The organism is Sphingobium sp. B2D3A, assembly GCF_025961795.1.
Taxonomy (GTDB): Bacteria; Pseudomonadota; Alphaproteobacteria; order Sphingomonadales; family Sphingomonadaceae; genus Sphingobium.
Map to the genome: position 1 here is coordinate 3,392,116 of NZ_JAOQOI010000001.1, position 15,779 is coordinate 3,407,894.

Annotated in this window: 14 protein-coding genes; 1 reads left to right on the top strand and 13 read right to left on the bottom strand. The window is 63.7% G+C overall.

What is annotated here, in order from left to right; translation table 11 throughout:
* Positions 1-78 precede the first annotated feature (78 nt).
* Entirely contained in the window at positions 79-1,518 is a 1,440-nt protein-coding gene (locus M2337_RS15800) for a L,D-transpeptidase family protein (RefSeq protein WP_264571008.1), read from the top strand.
* Between the two features lie 25 nt (positions 1,519-1,543).
* Here M2337_RS15800 and M2337_RS15805 read toward each other — a convergent pair whose 3' ends face one another.
* The 13 genes from M2337_RS15805 to uvrB all read right to left on the bottom strand — a co-directional run bounded on the left by M2337_RS15805 (position 1,544) and on the right by uvrB (position 15,673).
* Positions 1,544-1,813 (bottom strand): hypothetical protein, encoded by a 270-nt coding sequence (locus tag M2337_RS15805; protein WP_181560308.1) that lies wholly within the window; start codon positions 1,811-1,813, stop codon positions 1,544-1,546.
* 5 nt (positions 1,814-1,818) lie between these two features.
* Complete coding sequence (locus tag M2337_RS15810; RefSeq protein WP_264571009.1) at positions 1,819-2,379, bottom strand: type 1 glutamine amidotransferase domain-containing protein; 561 nt, start codon at positions 2,377-2,379, stop codon at positions 1,819-1,821.
* A 151-nt stretch (positions 2,380-2,530) separates the two neighbouring features.
* The gene (locus M2337_RS15815; RefSeq protein ID WP_264571010.1) at positions 2,531-4,534 is read right to left on the bottom strand and encodes a TonB-dependent receptor family protein; all 2,004 of its coding nucleotides are present in this window, start codon (positions 4,532-4,534) and stop codon (positions 2,531-2,533) included.
* Positions 4,535-4,575: 41 nt separating this feature from the next.
* Positions 4,576-5,199 carry an SCO family protein gene (locus M2337_RS15820; RefSeq protein ID WP_264571011.1) on the bottom strand — a complete coding sequence of 208 codons (624 nt, stop codon included), beginning with the start codon at positions 5,197-5,199 and terminating at the stop codon, positions 4,576-4,578.
* Positions 5,186-5,656 carry a copper chaperone PCu(A)C gene (locus M2337_RS15825; protein ID WP_264571012.1) on the bottom strand — a complete coding sequence of 157 codons (471 nt, stop codon included), beginning with the start codon at positions 5,654-5,656 and terminating at the stop codon, positions 5,186-5,188. The genes M2337_RS15820 and M2337_RS15825 overlap by 14 nt, the downstream gene beginning before the upstream one ends.
* A 67-nt stretch (positions 5,657-5,723) precedes the next feature.
* On the bottom strand, positions 5,724-6,110 hold the full coding sequence (locus M2337_RS15830; protein WP_413715979.1) for a DUF2946 family protein: 387 nt from the start codon (positions 6,108-6,110) through the stop codon (positions 5,724-5,726).
* Between the two features lie 91 nt (positions 6,111-6,201).
* Complete coding sequence (locus tag M2337_RS15835; protein WP_264571014.1) at positions 6,202-7,443, bottom strand: DUF445 domain-containing protein; 1,242 nt, start codon at positions 7,441-7,443, stop codon at positions 6,202-6,204.
* Positions 7,444-7,574: 131 nt separating this feature from the next.
* Positions 7,575-10,715 carry an efflux RND transporter permease subunit gene (locus M2337_RS15840; RefSeq protein WP_181560314.1) on the bottom strand — a complete coding sequence of 1,047 codons (3,141 nt, stop codon included), beginning with the start codon at positions 10,713-10,715 and terminating at the stop codon, positions 7,575-7,577.
* A gap of 98 nt (positions 10,716-10,813) precedes the next feature.
* Positions 10,814-12,007, bottom strand: a complete 1,194-nt coding sequence (locus M2337_RS15845) for an efflux RND transporter periplasmic adaptor subunit (protein ID WP_264571015.1) — start codon at positions 12,005-12,007, stop codon at positions 10,814-10,816.
* Between the two features lie 371 nt (positions 12,008-12,378).
* Positions 12,379-12,699 (bottom strand): HigA family addiction module antitoxin, encoded by a 321-nt coding sequence (locus tag M2337_RS15850; protein ID WP_264571016.1) that lies wholly within the window; start codon positions 12,697-12,699, stop codon positions 12,379-12,381.
* Positions 12,668-12,955: a type II toxin-antitoxin system RelE/ParE family toxin gene (locus tag M2337_RS15855; protein WP_264571017.1), complete on the bottom strand. Its 288-nt coding sequence runs from the start codon at positions 12,953-12,955 to the stop codon at positions 12,668-12,670. The genes M2337_RS15850 and M2337_RS15855 overlap by 32 nt, the downstream gene beginning before the upstream one ends.
* Complete coding sequence (locus M2337_RS15860) at positions 12,952-13,407, bottom strand: hypothetical protein (protein ID WP_264571018.1); 456 nt, start codon at positions 13,405-13,407, stop codon at positions 12,952-12,954. The genes M2337_RS15855 and M2337_RS15860 overlap by 4 nt, the downstream gene beginning before the upstream one ends.
* Positions 13,408-13,477: 70 nt before the next feature.
* Positions 13,478-15,673: an excinuclease ABC subunit UvrB gene (uvrB, locus tag M2337_RS15865; RefSeq protein WP_264572290.1), complete on the bottom strand. Its 2,196-nt coding sequence runs from the start codon at positions 15,671-15,673 to the stop codon at positions 13,478-13,480.
* Between the last annotated feature and the right edge of the window lie 106 nt (positions 15,674-15,779).

A 15,779-nucleotide genomic window follows, 5' to 3' on the forward strand; every position in this document is an offset into this window, starting at 1 on the left:
TTTCGCGCCTGAAACCGCCCGTAACGGGAGCGTTATCCCGCGCCTCGCGTTTCCCTACCAAGCAGTCGGGAGACATATGTGCGCACTGGAATTTTTGGATCATCGTTGCTGGCGGTCGCGCTGCTTCTTTCAGGTTGCGATAAAACAAAGGACAATCAGGATCAGGCCGGCGTCGCGCTGGAAGACATGCAGTGGAGCGACGCGGCGACCGATCAACTAAACGAAGCGCTTTCCCAGCGCGCCGCGCATGGACTGGACCAGAAGGATTTCGGCCTCGCCGGCTCGGGTGAAAAGGCCGGCAATGCGGCGCTCACCAAGGCCGCGCTCGCTTATGCGCAGGCGCTGGCGCGGGGCGCGACCGACCCGACCAAGCTGTATGAGATTTACACCGTCCCCCGCCCCTCGCCCGACCTTCGCGCCGGGCTTGCGCAGGCGTTGCGGGAGGGCAAGGTCGGCGCGTGGCTGGCCAGCCTCGCGCCGCAGGATGCAAGCTATCGCAAGCTGTCCGAGACCTATCTGGCGCTGCGCAAGCAGGGCAATGGCGCCAGTACCGAAATTCCGGCAACCAGCGCGCCGCTCAAGCCGGGTGAGAGCGACGCCCGCATCCCGGCCATAGCCCGGCAGCTCGTGGCGACGGGTTATCTCGACAAGGCGAATGCCAGCGCGGACACGCGCTACACCCCGGCAATCGCCGCCGCCGTGCGGGCTATGCAGGCGGACTATGGGATCACGGCCGACGGGGTGATCGGCGACGATGCGCTGAAGATCATCAACCTGTCCGACGCTGACCGCGCCCGCGCCCTCGCGGTGAACATGGAACGCATGCGCTGGCTCGAGCGCACACCGCCGGCGACGCGCATCGATGTGAACATCGCGGAGGCCCGGCAGAGCTACTGGCGCGACGGCAAGCTGGCCGATGTGCGCCGCGTGATCGTGGGCGAACCGGACAGGGAAACGCCGATGCTCGGATCGCCCATCTATCGCCTCGTCGCCAACCCGACCTGGACCGTGCCCCGCTCTATCGAAGAGAAGGAACTGGCCGGCAAGGGCGCAGACTATCTCCGCCGCAACAACATGGCGCGGAAGGACGGCTGGATCGTCCAGCAGCCCGGGCCGAAGAACTCGCTCGGACTGGTCAAGTTCGACATGAAGAATGATCATGCCATCTATCTGCACGACACGCCCGCCAAGCAGCTGTTCAATGACGTGCAGCGCCAGCGCAGCCATGGCTGCGTGCGCGTGCAGGACGCGCTTAGCTTTGCCGACATGATCGCGCGAGACGAAGGCGTGACGGCAGAATGGCAGAAGGCACGCGGGACCGGCAAGGAGAGCTTTGTCCCCCTGCCCCGCGAAATCCCGGTGCGGCTGCTCTACCAGACCGTGATCTTCGACGATGCCGGCGATCCGGTCGTGCGTGACGATCCTTATGGGTGGAACAACCCCGTCGCCGCCGCGCTGGGCTTCGGCTCAGGGTCGGAACGGCGGGTGCGGGGCGACCGCGGTGACATCGGGCCGTGAGCCGTGCGGTGCCGGGCGGTTTGGGCTAGCCTTCCGCCCGGCGCCGGCCGGGCCGCAGCAGGTAACGCCACACCCCGACGAGATTGATGACGAGCAGCACGATGTTCTGCACGCCGATGCCTTCGCTCTCCGGCTGGAGGAAACCCCAGCCGATCAGCGCCATGGAACTGGTGACGAAAATCACCATCGCCCAGCCCGTCCACAGCCGGCCGAGATTGAGCGACACGATGAGCGCGGCCAGCGTCGCCGCGGCCGCGCCATAATATTGTAAGGCTGTCAGCAAGCCGTCAGACATGCAGGTCAGGCCGCATCGACATGACGACCTTCAGCAAATTCCTCGATGATCTTGGCACAGAAGGCATCCAGATCATCCGGTGTGCGGCTGGTGACGAGGCCATTGTCGACGACCACTTCCTCATCCACCCAATCACCGCCGGCGTTCTCGATATCGGTTCTGACTGTGGGGTACGAAGTGAGCGTGCGCCCCTCGACCACATCGGCCTCGACCAGCAGCCACGGACCGTGGCAAATCACGCCGATGGGTTTGCCAGCCTCGGCGAAGGCGCGAACCAGATCGACGACATCGTCATCGCCGCGCAGCTTGTCCGCGCCGACGCTGCCGCCGGGGATGATCAGGCCGTCGAAGTCATCGACGGACACATCGGCAACCGCGCGATCCACGGTGTAGGTGCCGCCGGGGTCGAGATCATTATTGTTGGTCTTGGCTTCACCCGTCTCGATGCCGATCACGGTGACGGTGGCGCCCGCCTTGGTCACGGCATCGCGGGGTTGGACGAACTCGGGCTCTTCCGTGCCGCGCGGCGCGATGAGGATCGCGATGGATTTTCCTTCCAGACTCATGGGGTCTCTGCCTTTCCTTGCGTTTGGGGATATTCCGGACAACGCACCGGCAGGCGTTCCGAGCCCGAAGGACATGCAAGACAGGCTGAACCGAACCAATCATGCGCCGGCGGCGGAGCAGTCCCTCCGCCGCCGGCGCCCTCATTGAGGGTTAGAAGCGGGCGCGAAGGCCGCCGTAAACCGCGCGCCGCTCGACCGGGTAATAGATTGCGGAGGCTGCATTAGCGGTGATTACGGCGGAAATGTCGCCGATGGCCTTCTTGTCGGTGATGTTCCGTACGTCGAGGAACAGGTCGATCCCGCTGGTCAGCGTCGCGCCTGCTGTCAGGCCAAGCAGCGCATAGCCGGGCGTGCGCGTGCTGTTGGCGTAATCGGCAAACGCCCCCTGCGGCACCCATTCGAGATTGGGCGCGACGTTGAGCGCCGGCGTCCCGATCCGTACTTCGCTGCGCAGCACATTCAGCGGCACGACCGGCAGGCGGTTGTTCTGGAAAACCGCATCGTTGACGAAGTGGAAGTCCGAATATTGCCAGATCTGGCGCAGGCGCAGCCAGGGGGTCGGCGCGAGGCTGACGGCGGCCTCGATGCCACTGTGCCGCGTGCGATCCGCGTTGAAGGTGGCGGCCGGAACGGTGGTGCCATTGGGGGAATATTGCAGCAGCTCATCGCGCAGGGTGGCACGGTAGGCGGTGATATCCCAGCTCACCATGCCCGCCTGCCCGCGGGTGCCGATTTCCGCCGTCCAGGCCGTCTGTGGAGCGATGGCCGCAATGAGCGTGTTGACCGGCGGCGTGCCGACGCTCTGGAAGACCTCGCCAAAGCCCGGGAATTCCGCCGAGCGGCTGTAGTTGGCGAAGAGCTGGATGTCCGGCGTCGGCTCGATGAGCACGCCGAACTTGGGCGAGAATTCATTGAACGCCAACCGCCCGCTCTGCCCCGTGGAGAGCAGCACCGTGCGCTTGCGGAAGCCATCGGCATAAATGCCGCCGGCAATCAGCGTAACGCCCGGCACCGGCTGGAGGCGGGCCTCGCCATAGACATTGGCGGTGCGCGCGGTCTGATCGGCATCGAAGGTCAGCGCCCCGCGTTGGCCATTCACATTCCGATACTGGCGCGCCCGCGTTTCGCCATGGCGGACCTCGCCGCCCAGCGTGAAGGAGAGAATGCCCGCATCATGATCCAGCCGGGCGAAGACGCCCCGGTCGGTCGATTTCTGATCGATCACTTCAAAGATGGGGTGGAACAGATCCTTCATGTTGAGGAAGGCCCCGACATCGAGCCGGGTCTGGCCCCAATCGAAGCGGGTGCGGTTCTGCAGGCGGATCGAGTCGATATCCCGCCCCTGATCGCCGCTGAAATTGCCTTTTTCCGGATTATTCAGAACATCCGTAGCGGTAAGCGCGCCGGGCAGTTCCTGCCGAATGCGGTTCAGGCTCGCATAGAAGCGCGTGGTCACAACATCGGACAGGGCAAGGCCGACATTGCCATGGACGCGCATGCTCTCGCGATGGGCGTGCTGGCGGTCGCCATCCGAGGTATCGGCGCTCACGCCGACCCAGTAGTCGGCGGGGCCACTGGTTCCGCCATAGGCCGCGAGGCCCCGGACTGTCTCGAAGCTGCCGGCATCGGCACGTAGATACAGGCCGGGCGCATCCTTGCCCGTCGGCGTCACGCCATTTATCGCGCCGCCCAGCGTGCCCGAGCCGAAGCGCAGGGCGTTGGCGCCACGATAGACCTCCAGCCGCTCGAAGAAGATCGGGTCCAGTTCCTGAAAATCGCCATTGTCATCGGCGAGATTGATCGGCGCGCCATCCTGCAGCAGCGTGATGCCCCGCATGTGGAAGCCGCGAGAGAGGCCCGAGCCGCGGATGGAGAGGCGAACCTCCTGCCCATAGCGCGGCTGGGTGTAGACGCCGGGTGAAAAGGCGAGCGTATCGCGCAGTGAGACGATGGTCTTGTCGGCATAATCCTCGTGCCGGACGACATCGGTGCCGCCCGGCGTGGCGCGGGCGAGCCGCTCGGCTTCCTGGGTCTGGGACTGGCCCACGACGATGATGGTGCGCTCGCCATCGGCGGCGGCATCGGCAGCCTCCTCAGCAAAGGCGGGCGTGGCCATGGCGAGCATGGTTGCGAGAGCGATAAAGGACGTTTTCATGATGATGTCTCCCCCCCGTTCGGGGTCTGAAATATTGTGGGTCAGGCGATCAGGCGGCGAAGTTCGGCGAGGGCCGCATCTTCACTATCCTGATCGCTCAGCAGGGATTGCAGGCGCCCGTCGCGATCCATGAGGATGACGAAGGCGCTGTGATCGATGGTGTAATCGCCGCCCTCGAGCGGGATCTTCTGGTAGAAGACCCGGAAGGACCTGGCGGCGTCGGCAATCTGGGTTGGCGAACCGGTCAGGCCGAGAATGGGCGTGCCGAACAGATCGACATAAGCACCCACATCGGCCGGCTTGTCATGGCCGCTATCCACCGAGACGAAGACGATGCGGAACTTGTCCCCATCCTTGCCCATCGCCTTGCGCAGATGCGCCATGCGGCTGAGGGTCGTCGGGCAAATATCCGGGCAGCGGGTGAAGCCGAAGAAGATCGCATAGGGCGTGCCCTTGAGCGTCTGCGCGGTGACCGGCTTTCCATCCCTGTCGACCAGCGAGAAATGCTGGCCGACATCGGCCGGCGCGCCCGCAATCACTTGCGGCGGACCTTGGGTGACGAACCGCAGGGCCAGCAGAATACCAAGGCCAAGGGCAGCGAGCGCCACCAGCAGCCAGAGCCACAAGCGAATGCGAGCCAGCCGGCGCGGATCAGTGTCCGCCATGGCTGCCTCCATAAGTGACGGCCTCGACGGCGAACGAGACCTGCACCTTGCCGGCGCGGGCGAAGTCGAGCGTGACGGGAATGGTCTCGCCGCGCACCAGCGGGCGCTTGAGGCCCATGAACATGATGTGGAAACTGCCCGGCTTGAGCGTCACCGAGCCGCCGGCCGGGATCGGCAGGCCATGCTTGAGCGGCCGCATCCGCATGACACCGCCCTCCATGCTCATGCTGTGGACTTCGACGCGGGTGGCCACGGGGGTACTGCCTCCGATGAGCCGCTCATCCGCACGGGCGCTGTTGGTGATGGTGAGGAAACCGCCACCCGCAGACTGCCCACGCGCGGTTTCCCGCGCCCAGGGTCGATCGATGGTGAGGCCGTCCTTCTTGACGCCCTGCGCGGTGGCAGGTGCCACCAAAGCTGCGGCGAAACCCGCCGCGATCACGATAGGAATTTGCATTGAGAAACACTCCGACATGCCCACGCGTGACGACGCGCCGGCAGGACCGACAAATCAGCTCAGATTGTCAGGCGTAGGCCGGAGGGCCGCGTAGGGGGGGTCGGAGATAGGTCTCGTGCCGGGGCAGCCGCAGATCGGGCTGCAGCAGGGCCGTCGCGAAGATGAACGCCAGCGCGGCTTCGAGCACGACCGGATCGGTTGCGGCAAGCGCCTGAGCCGTCAGTCCACCGAAAGCGCAGGTCTGATCCGATTGGGTCTGCGGCGTCTTGTCCTTGCCCTCGACGGGAATGTGCAGCGTGATCGGCCCCGCCCCGCCGGACGAGCATAGCTCGACGGTGAGCGTCTTACCGCTGACGACCGGCATGAAGCCCGCCGGCATCAGCGCCTTGAACAGCAACGCGAGGCCGAGCAGCGTGGCAGCCCAGCAGCGGTGCGAATGAACAAGGCGGCGCATATGCAACACGGCCGCGCTCCTAATCCCCTCCGCCGCATTTGTCACCCGCGAACGGATAAAACCTCACGGCGCGCAGGCAGGAGCGGATTTTCTAGAACAGATAGCTCAGGCTGTGCAGCGTGAGACCGACCAACCCGCCGACAAGGGTGCCGTTGATACGGATATATTGCAGATCGCGCCCGACCGCATTTTCCAGCCGCCCGGTGATCGTTCGCGCATCCCAACTGCGCACGGTTTCGGAGACCAGCAGGACGATGCTGTCGCCATAGCGCGCCGCCGTGCCGACCGCGACGCGCCGGGCGAAGCGATTGACCACATGCTTGAGCGCGGGATCGTCGCGGAGCGTTTCGCCAAGCTGGCGCACCACCTCGCCCATCCGCCCGGCAAGCGCTGCCTGCGGATCACGCGCGGCGCGCAGCATGGCCTCCCGCGCGGCCTGCCAGATGCCATCCAGCCAGCGCTGCATGGCCGGGTTGGCGATCATCTCGTCGCGGATGCGGTCGACACGCGCCTGCATCTTGGGGTCAGTCTGGAGATCGTCCGCAAGGGTCGCCAGCCCCTCCTCCACCTTGGAGCGCAGCCGGTGCTCCGGGTCGTCCGCGGCCTCCTGCAGCAGCCTGTCCAGCCCGTCGATGATCTTGTTGGCCAGCGTCTCATCGAGCCCGGTGAAGCGCATGATCTTGCCCGAGCGCTCATGCACGATCTGGCGGATGAGCTCGCGATTGGCTTCCAGCGTCCGCGCGCCCCAGCGGATCAGCGCATCGAGCACCGGCTGGTGGCGCCCGTCCTTCATGGCCGCGGCGAGCAACTGGCCCAGCAGCGGCGCGGCATTGAGTTGGCCGATGCGCTGGACCAGCACGCCCTTGAGCATCCCGCCTAGCCGCTCGTCGTCCAACGCTTCCAGAGAATCGGCCAGCAATCGTGAGGCGCCACGGCGTAGCCGTCCATCGCCGGCGGCCGGCGCCGCCAGCACGCGCCCGGCCGCGCCGGCGACATCCAGCCGGCCCATGCGGCGAGCGACGACGGCGGGCGTGAGGAAATTGTCGCGCAGAAAGACCGCCAGCGTATCGCCGATGCGGTCCTTGTTGCGAGGGATGATCGCGGTGTGCGGGATCGGCAAGCCCAGCGGATGACGGAACAGCGCAGTAACCGCGAACCAGTCGGCCAATCCGCCGACCATGGCCGCCTCGGCGAACGCCCGGACGAAGCCCAAAGCCGGATGCAGGTCCTCGAACCGACGCGCCGACACATAGGTAATCGCCATCACGACCAGCAACCCGGTTGCAATGATGCGCATCTGCCGCACGCCGCTATGGACGGGAACCTTGATCATGCGACGTCTCTAGCCGAGTGCTGCCCCTGGGTCATCCGGCAAGGCATCGCGCAACAGGTCCATCCCCGCACGCGAACCAAGCCGCTGCCGGAAGAAGTCCCGCCAGCGACAAGAGTTCCAGAAACCCCTGCTTATTCGGCTGGCTGAGCGGCCTCGCCCTTGCCGTCATAGGTCAGCACCCGGCGGCGCAGCCACGGGCCGATCCGCTTCTCGACGCCATCGGCGAGGCTGAACGCAGCAGGCACGATCGCGAGGGTGAGCAGCGTCGAGAGGATCAGGCCGCCAATCACGGTGATGCCCATCGGCGAGCGCCAGGCGCCATCACCGGTGAGCGAGAGCGCGGTCGGCACCATGCCGGCGGTCATGGCGACCGTCGTCATCACGATCGGCTGGGCGCGCTTGTGGCCGGCTTCCATGATCGCCTCGAACTTGGGCACGCCCTTGTCCATCTCCTCCAGCGCGAAGTCGATCAGCAGGATCGAGTTCTTGCCGACAATGCCAAGCAGCATGAGCAGGCCGATATAGACCGGCAGCGAAAGCGGCTCGTTCATCACCAGCATCAGCAGCAGGCCACCCAGCGGCGCCAGCGCCAGCGAGCACATGTTCACCAGCGGCGAGATGAAGCGCTTGTAGAGCAGCACCAGCACCGCGAAGACCAGCAGCACGCCAGAGGTCACGGCAATGACGAAGTTCTGGATCAACTCCTCCTGCCAGCGATCGCTGCCGACAGCCTGATTGCTCACGCCCTGCGGCAGGTTGCGCATGGTCGGCAGCTTGTTGATCGCCTCCATGACAGGACCCTTGACCGCGCCCTGCGCCAGATCCGCACCGACGAAGATGCGGCGCTGCTGGGCATAACGCTGAATGGAGGTCGGCCCGGAGCCGAAGCTGATCTCGGCGACGCGGCTGAGCGGCACGGTGCCGCCGCCCGCCGTGGGGACAGGCAGGTTCTCGATGTTCGAGAGGTCGCGCCGCGCCGATTCCGGCAGCATGACCCGGATGGGCACCTGGCGATCCGACAGCGAGAACTTTGCGCTGTTCTGGTCGATATCGCCTAGCGTTGCGATGCGGATCGTCTGGCTGAGCGCCGAGGTCGTAACGCCAAGCTGCGCAGCCAGATCGAGCCGCGGACGGATGATGAGCTCCGGCCGCTGCATGTCGGCATTGACGCGCGGCGCCACCACACCCGGCAGGCTCTTCATCTCTTCGGCAACCTTCGTCGCCGTCTCTTCCAGAAGCGCCGGGTCAGAGCCGGAGAGCATCACAGAAATGTCGCGTCCCGTGCCGAACCCGCCCTGCTGGGACGCGAACGAGACGCGCGCGTCCGCTATTTCCGCGAGACGCGGCGCCAGTTCGCGCTCGAACTCGATGCTGGTCCGCTTGCGGTCCTTCTTGAGCGTGATGAAGATGCGGGCATTGCCTTCGCCGACGTTCGCCATGGCGGTATCGACTTCCGGCTGCTTATTCAGCAGCTCGGTCACCTGATCGGCAATGGCCTCGCTCTGCCGGAGCGTCGTGCCAGGCACTGCCTCGATGTTGATCCGGCTGAAATCCTGATCGGCATTGGGCTCAAACTGCTTGGGCATCGAGACGAGGAGGATGACGGTCAAGGCGAAGGCCGCCAGACCAAAGCCCATCATCCAGACGCGATGATCGAGGAAGCGCGCGCGAATCCGCCGCCCCAGCCCACCGCCACGGGCATAAGCCTTGGCCTTGCGATCATCGAGCGCCCAGCCAAGCAGGCTCATATAGCGGTCCATCAGCCAGCCTTCGCCATGCTTCTCCTCGCCATGATGTTCGAGGAAGTAAGCAGCGACTAGCGGCGTGATCATGCGCGCGACAGCAAGGCTGATCAGCACGGCGATGACGACCGTGAAGCCGAAATTCTTGAAGAACTGACCGGTGATGCCGGGCATCAAGGCGACTGGAAAGAACACCGCGACGATGGACATAGTGGTGGCCACCACCGCGAGGCCGATCTCGTCCGCCGCGTCGATGGAGGCCTGATAAGCCGTCTTGCCCATGCGCATGTGCCGCACGATGTTCTCGATCTCCACGATCGCATCGTCGACCAGCACGCCGGCCACCAGACCGAGCGCGAGCAGGGAAAGGGAGTTCAGGTTGAACCCCATCAAATCCATGAAATAGAAGGTCGGGATCGCCGAGAGCGGAATGGCGATGGCGCTGATCACCGTCGCCCGCCAGTCGCGCAGGAAGATGAACACCACGATGACGGCGAGCACCGCACCCTCAATCAGGGCGTGCATCGAGCTGCTATACTGGCTCTTGGTATAGTTCACGCTGTTGAAGCGCTGGTAGAAACGAATGCCGGGATTTTCCGTCTCAAGCTGCTTCAACACCTTGAGCGTTTCATCGAAGACGCTGACGTCCGATGCGCCCTTGGCGCGCTCGATGGAGAAGTTGACGACCTGCTTGCCGCCGACCTTCGCCAGGCGCTTTTGCTCGCCATAGCCATCGGTCACGCTGGCAATGTCCGCCAGCAGGATCGTGCGGCCGTTGCCCAGCGATATCTGGGTCTGGCCGAGGCTGTAGGCATCCTGCGCATTGCCCAGCACGCGCACCGACTGGCGCGAGCCGGCGATCTCCGCCTGGCCGCCCGCCGCGTTGACGTTCACCTGACGCAGCGCCTGGTTGACCTGCGACGCCGTAACGCCGAGCGACTGCATCTTGGCCGGATCCAGCGTCACGCGAATTTCGCGATCGACGCCGCCTCCGCGCCCGACGCGCGCCATGCCTTCGATGCCGAGCAGGCGCTTGGCCACCGTATCGTCGACGAACCAGCTCAGCTGTTCGATCGTCATGTCCGAGGCCTGGACCGAGAAAAACGCGATCTCGGCGCCGCCCACTTCGACCTTCTGGACGAAGGGCTCGAGAATGCCATCGGGAAGGTCGCTGCGGATCTGATCGACCGCGTTCTTCACTTCCTGGGTAGCGACGTTGGAATCGACGCCAATCTGGAACTGGACGAAGGTCTGGCTCGATCCTTCGCTGGCCGTCGACTGGATTTCATCGACGCCATTGATCGACCGCACCGCCGCCTCGACGCGCTGGGTGATCTGGGTCTCGATTTCCGTCGGCGCGGCGCCCGGCTGGCTGATCGTGACGTTGACGGCCGGAAAATCGATGTCCGGATTATCCACGACGGCCATGCGGCTGAACGCAATGATGCCCGCCAGCAGCAGGCCGATGAAGAGCACGATCGGCGGCACCGGATTGCGGATGCTCCAGGCCGATATGTTGCGAAGACTCATCTCGTCTGTCCTGCCAATCTAGCGTGTGACGGCCGCCACAAGCAGCGGCGCCCTGTTAGACGTCGCCCGTTAGACGTCGCCCTGTCAGGCGTCGCCGGTCAGCCGCCAGCCCTTCCGTCCGTTGCACTCTTCGCGAGCCGGGGCTTGACCGTCTCGCCCGGGCTGAGGAAGCCGCCGGCATAGAGCACGACGCGCTCTGAGCCATTGAGCCCCTGCACCACGGCGATGCCCCGCGTCGTCACCGCACCCGTCTTCACCGACCGGCGCTCGACCTTGTTATCCTTGCCGACGACGTAGACATAGCTGCCCTTAGGGTCGCTCTGGATCGCGGACTCCGGCAGGACTGCTGCCGACACGCGCTCCATGGCAATTTCCGCATTAGCGAAACCACCCGGACGCAGCGCGGCATTATAAGGCACGGCGATGCGGACGATGCCCTGGCGCGACGTCTGGTCGATCACCGGCGCGATCTGCCACACGCGGCCCTCGAAGCTCTGCGTCATGCCGACAGGCGTCACGCGTGCCACGGCGCCTTCGGACAGCAAGGCCAGCTCGTCTTCGGAGAGCAGCGCCTTCATTTCCATTTCGCCCGCGCGCGCGATGCGAAACAGCACGGCACTGCCGCCGGAGACGACCTGACCCGGCTCGACCGAACGCGTGAGCACCAGCCCTGCGGCCGGCGCGCGAATATCCAGCCGCCCGACCTGCGCGCGCATCTGGTTGAGCTGCGCCACCGCCACATTGACCCGGGCCACGGCAGCATCGCGCGTCGCGGTCTTCTGGTCGATGTCGGCGCGGGACACGAATCCGTCGCTCACCAGCGCCTTGGCGCGATCAAGATTGTTCTGGGCCAGCTTGGCGTCGGCTCGGGCGACCTGCACGGACGCTTCGAGCTGGGAAATCTGCTGGGCCTGCACCGAGCGTTCGATGGTCGCGAGAATCTGATTCGCGCCGACCCAGTCGCCCGGCTGAACATGAACGGCGACCACGCGGCCACCCTCGCCGACCACGCCGACGGGCATATCCACCCGCGCTGCGAGTGAGCCGGTGGCATTGGCGGTGCGCGTCACGGCTTCCTGCGCGGGCACAGCGACGGTGACGATTGCCACCTGGCTGACCTGCTCGCCCTGATCGCCCGAACCGCCGAAGAATCGATAGGCCAGCATCGCGATGACCGCCAACGCGACGAGCGCGCCAACAACCAGCAGCAGGCGCCGCCGCTTCTGCCGACTCTCGGCCTCTTCCGGGTCCGCACTGGACACGCCGTATTTCATGTTCGCTTCATAGTTCATGAGTTTCGCCGCCTAGGCGCCCCTTAGCTCGAACTGTATTACATGAATAAGTCACTATCGACAAGCGGGATTATACCCACCTTCTCGCAGCCGCAACACCCTGTGTTCACTTCGCTTTCTAAGCTGAAGACCTTACAGGACAGCAGCATGAATGAACGCTGAGCAAAAGCGATGCTTGGCGGATGCGCCTGCAAGAAATCCGAGTGTCGCAGCGGTGCCGGCTTGTAGACTTCGTCTACTTGCTGTCAAACGAAATTAAGAACATAACAATGAGAGGCAGCGACCGCCATTCTCACCATGAGGTCGCCTAACCAAGTCCTGAAAATAAACGGTTTGGGCAGACGCAACACTTACCGATCCAGCTTGGCGGATCAGGCAGCCCGCGGAACGATTTTCGCCAGTTCACGCCCATGCACGCGGCGCTCTTCTTCCAAGTCGTAATCAATCTGAAGACCCAGGAAAAACCCTTCGCTCACACCAAAATAACGAGCCAGCCGCAGGTCCATATTCGCGTCAACGGGATAAACCTCAGCGAGAACGTCTGACAGGCGCCGCTTCTCGACCCCCGCGCCTGTCACGACTTCATCAAGTGAGATCTCGCTACCGACCAGAAAATCCTCGCGCAGGATCGAGCCCGGATGGACATTGTCCAGCAGGCCGTCATCCTCTGTGATAGTCCTCGATCCGGACATTCTCTGCGCCTCCATCCGACCAGTTGAACGTGATCCGCCATTGGTCGTTGATCCGCAGACTATATCGTGAAGGTGTGAAGCCTTTCAACTGCTCGAAGCGATTTCCCGCAGGAATGCGGAGATCATACAGATTTGTGATGCGATTGATCTGACGAAGTTTGCGGCGCGCCGTCTGCTGGATATCCGGCGGCAGCTTGCGACTGCGCTGGCCGAGGAAGACTCTTTCAGACTCCCCATCGGTAAACGACCGGATCATTGAAACTCATCCAGCCGACGCCAATTTGCATCCGCGGGGCCTTTTGCATGCCAAAAACGCCAACCATTAACGTTGTTCCCGGTTATCGCGCCTGCTGCATCTGAAGGACTGGTACGGACAATCCCGTTAGAATCCAGCCACTGCCCATTCTGGATTTCCGCGAAGTAAGTTCGCCCCTTGTAATCCGCCTTAAGCTTCGTTCCGTTGGGAAAAAGAACGCCATTAAACCAAGCACCGTTCATATACGGCGCGAGCACATTTCCTCCAGCAGGACGCCGCATTAGGGCATCCACCTCTGCTTCACTCATGCCGGCAAGCAACGCATTGGTGACGGCATTTTCACGATTAGGAAGCTTCAATAACCGACGCAAAACGTCATTATACCCGTCCGCCTCGTTATGTCGAAGGGCGGTGAGTGCTTTGAAAACGTCAAAGTCGATTTCGATCTGCATGCCATAGCCTTCTCTCTACGGGAGCATACTATGATAGTTTACCGACGTTAGCAATCCAGATTTTTGCCGTTTAACGCCCCATTTTCCGCTGCGTCTTGCCGTAGCGCATCTTGCGCGTGCCGGGTTTGCCCTCGGTGGCGCGGCCGAGATAGCGGCCCGCATTGGCGGTGACCTGCTGATCGACAGGGAGCCCCAGTTCCTCGGCTTCCAGCTTGCGGATCTGGTCGCGCAGGCGGCCGGCTTCCTCGAACTCGAGGTCGGCAGCAGCGGTGCGCATCTTCTTTTCGAGATCCTCGATATAGGCGCGCAGATTATGGCCCACCATGTGCGGCGCATCGTCGAGGCCGGTGTCGACGGTCACCTGATCCTTGCTGGCGACATGGGCGATGATGTCGCCGATCTGCTTCTTCACGCTTTCCGGCGTGATGCCATGTTCCAGATTATAGGCGACCTGCTTCTCGCGGCGACGGTTCGTTTCGTTGAGCGCGCGCTCCATCGAGCCTGTCATGCGGTCGGCATAGAGGATCACGCGGCCATCGATGTTGCGCGCGGCGCGGCCGATGGTCTGGATGAGGCTGGTTTCCGAGCGCAGAAAGCCTTCCTTGTCGGCATCAAGAATGGCAACGAGCCCGCATTCGGGGATATCCAGACCCTCGCGCAGCAGGTTGATGCCCACGAGCACGTCATAGACGCCCAGGCGCAAGTCGCGGATCAGCTCGATGCGCTCCAGCGTCTCGACATCGCTGTGCATGTAGCGGACCTTGAGGCCTGCCTCATGCATGAACTCGGTCAGATCTTCGGCCATGCGCTTGGTGAGCGTGGTCACCAGGGTGCGGTAGCCCTTTTGCGCGGTCAACTTGGCTTCATGGATGAGGTCGTCCACCTGATCCTCGACCGGCTTGATCTCCACCGGCGGATCGATGAGGCCGGTCGGGCGGATGACCTGCTCGGAGAAAGTGCCGCCGGTCTGCTCCATCTCCCAGTTGCCGGGCGTGGCGGAGACGCTGACCGTCTGCGGGCGCATCGCGTCCCATTCATTGAAGCGCAACGGGCGGTTGTCGATGCAGCTTGGCAGGCGGAAGCCATATTCGGCGAGCGTCACCTTGCGGCGATGATCGCCCCGCGCCATCGCGCCGATCTGCGGCACGGTCTGATGGCTCTCATCCACGAAAAGGATCGCGTTTTCCGGCAGATACTCAAACAGAGTCGGCGGCGGCTCACCCGGCAGGCGGCCGGTGAGAAAGCGGGAATAATTCTCGATGCCGGCGCAGGAGCCCGTGGCTGCGATCATTTCCAGATCGAAATTGGTGCGCTGCTCCAGCCGCTGCGCCTCCAGTAACTTGCCCTCCTCGACCAGCTCCTTCAGCCGCTCGGTCAGTTCGTGGCGGATCGCCTCCATCGCCTGCTTGAGCGTCGGGCCGGGGGTGACGTGGTGCGAATTGGGGAAGACCTTGACGTAATCGAGGCTCGCCGCCTTCTTGCCGGTCAGTGGATCGAACTCGACAATCTCCTCGATCTCGTCCCCGAAGAAGCTGATCCGCCAGGCATTATCCTCATAGTGGCTCGGGAAAATCTCCAGATTGTCGCCCCGAACGCGGAAGTTGCCGCGCGCGAAGGCGGCATCGTTGCGCTTATATTGCAGCGCCACGAGCTTGCGGATGATCTCGCGCTGATCGGCGCTCTCGCCCTTTTTGAGGCTGAAGGTCATCGCCGAATAGGTTTCGACCGAACCGATGCCGTAAATGCACGAGACGGACGCAACGATGATCACGTCATCGCGCTCCAGCAGCGACCGGGTCGCCGAGTGGCGCATCCGGTCGATCCCCTCGTTCACGCTCGACTCTTTCTCGATGTACGTATCAGAGCGAGGCACATAGGCCTCGGGCTGGTAATAATCATAATAGCTGACGAAATATTCTACCGCATTGTCAGGGAAGAAGCTCTTGAATTCCCCATAGAGCTGCGCGGCGAGGATCTTGTTGGGCGCCAGCACCAGCGCGGGGCGCTGCACCGCCTCGATTACCTTCGCCATGGTGAAGGTCTTGCCCGACCCGGTGACGCCGAGCAGCACCTGATCCTTCTCGCCAGCCTCGGCCGCCTCGACCAGCTCGGCAATGGCCGTGGGCTGATCGCCGGCCGGCTGATAATCGCTCACCAGCTTGAAACGCCTGCCTCCCTCCGCCTTTTCCGGCCGTGCCGGACGGTGGGGAACGAAGGACTGGTCGGTCTGGGGTTCAGCCAGATTTGTGCGGATTTGGATCGCCATAGGGGGAATATGGCGATTGTGGCCGCCGGCGGCAATGGGGCGGAAGAACAAAGCGGGATCGACGATGACTGGGCCCGCCATCATGATATGGGGTGAGCGTCAATCA

Excerpts from the sequence above, each read along its gene's own strand:
- uvrB (WP_264572290.1), bottom strand. The coding sequence starts at position 15,673 with ATGGCGATCCAAATCCGCACAAATCTGGCTGAACCCCAGACCGACCAG.
- M2337_RS15820 (WP_264571011.1), bottom strand. The coding sequence starts at position 5,199 with ATGGCGGACACTGATCCGCGCCGGCTGGCTCGCATTCGCTTGTGGCTC.
- M2337_RS15815 (WP_264571010.1), bottom strand. The coding sequence starts at position 4,534 with ATGAAAACGTCCTTTATCGCTCTCGCAACCATGCTCGCCATGGCCACG.
- M2337_RS15840 (WP_181560314.1), bottom strand. The coding sequence starts at position 10,715 with ATGAGTCTTCGCAACATATCGGCCTGGAGCATCCGCAATCCGGTGCCG.
- M2337_RS15825 (WP_264571012.1), bottom strand. The coding sequence starts at position 5,656 with ATGCAAATTCCTATCGTGATCGCGGCGGGTTTCGCCGCAGCTTTGGTG.
- M2337_RS15810 (WP_264571009.1), bottom strand. The coding sequence starts at position 2,379 with ATGAGTCTGGAAGGAAAATCCATCGCGATCCTCATCGCGCCGCGCGGC.
- M2337_RS15850 (WP_264571016.1), bottom strand. The coding sequence starts at position 12,699 with ATGTCCGGATCGAGGACTATCACAGAGGATGACGGCCTGCTGGACAAT.
- M2337_RS15855 (WP_264571017.1), bottom strand. The coding sequence starts at position 12,955 with ATGATCCGGTCGTTTACCGATGGGGAGTCTGAAAGAGTCTTCCTCGGC.
- M2337_RS15835 (WP_264571014.1), bottom strand. The coding sequence starts at position 7,443 with ATGATCAAGGTTCCCGTCCATAGCGGCGTGCGGCAGATGCGCATCATT.
- M2337_RS15845 (WP_264571015.1), bottom strand. The coding sequence starts at position 12,007 with ATGAACTATGAAGCGAACATGAAATACGGCGTGTCCAGTGCGGACCCG.
- M2337_RS15830 (WP_413715979.1), bottom strand. The coding sequence starts at position 6,110 with ATGCGCCGCCTTGTTCATTCGCACCGCTGCTGGGCTGCCACGCTGCTC.
- M2337_RS15860 (WP_264571018.1), bottom strand. The coding sequence starts at position 13,407 with ATGCAGATCGAAATCGACTTTGACGTTTTCAAAGCACTCACCGCCCTT.
- M2337_RS15805 (WP_181560308.1), bottom strand. The coding sequence starts at position 1,813 with ATGTCTGACGGCTTGCTGACAGCCTTACAATATTATGGCGCGGCCGCG.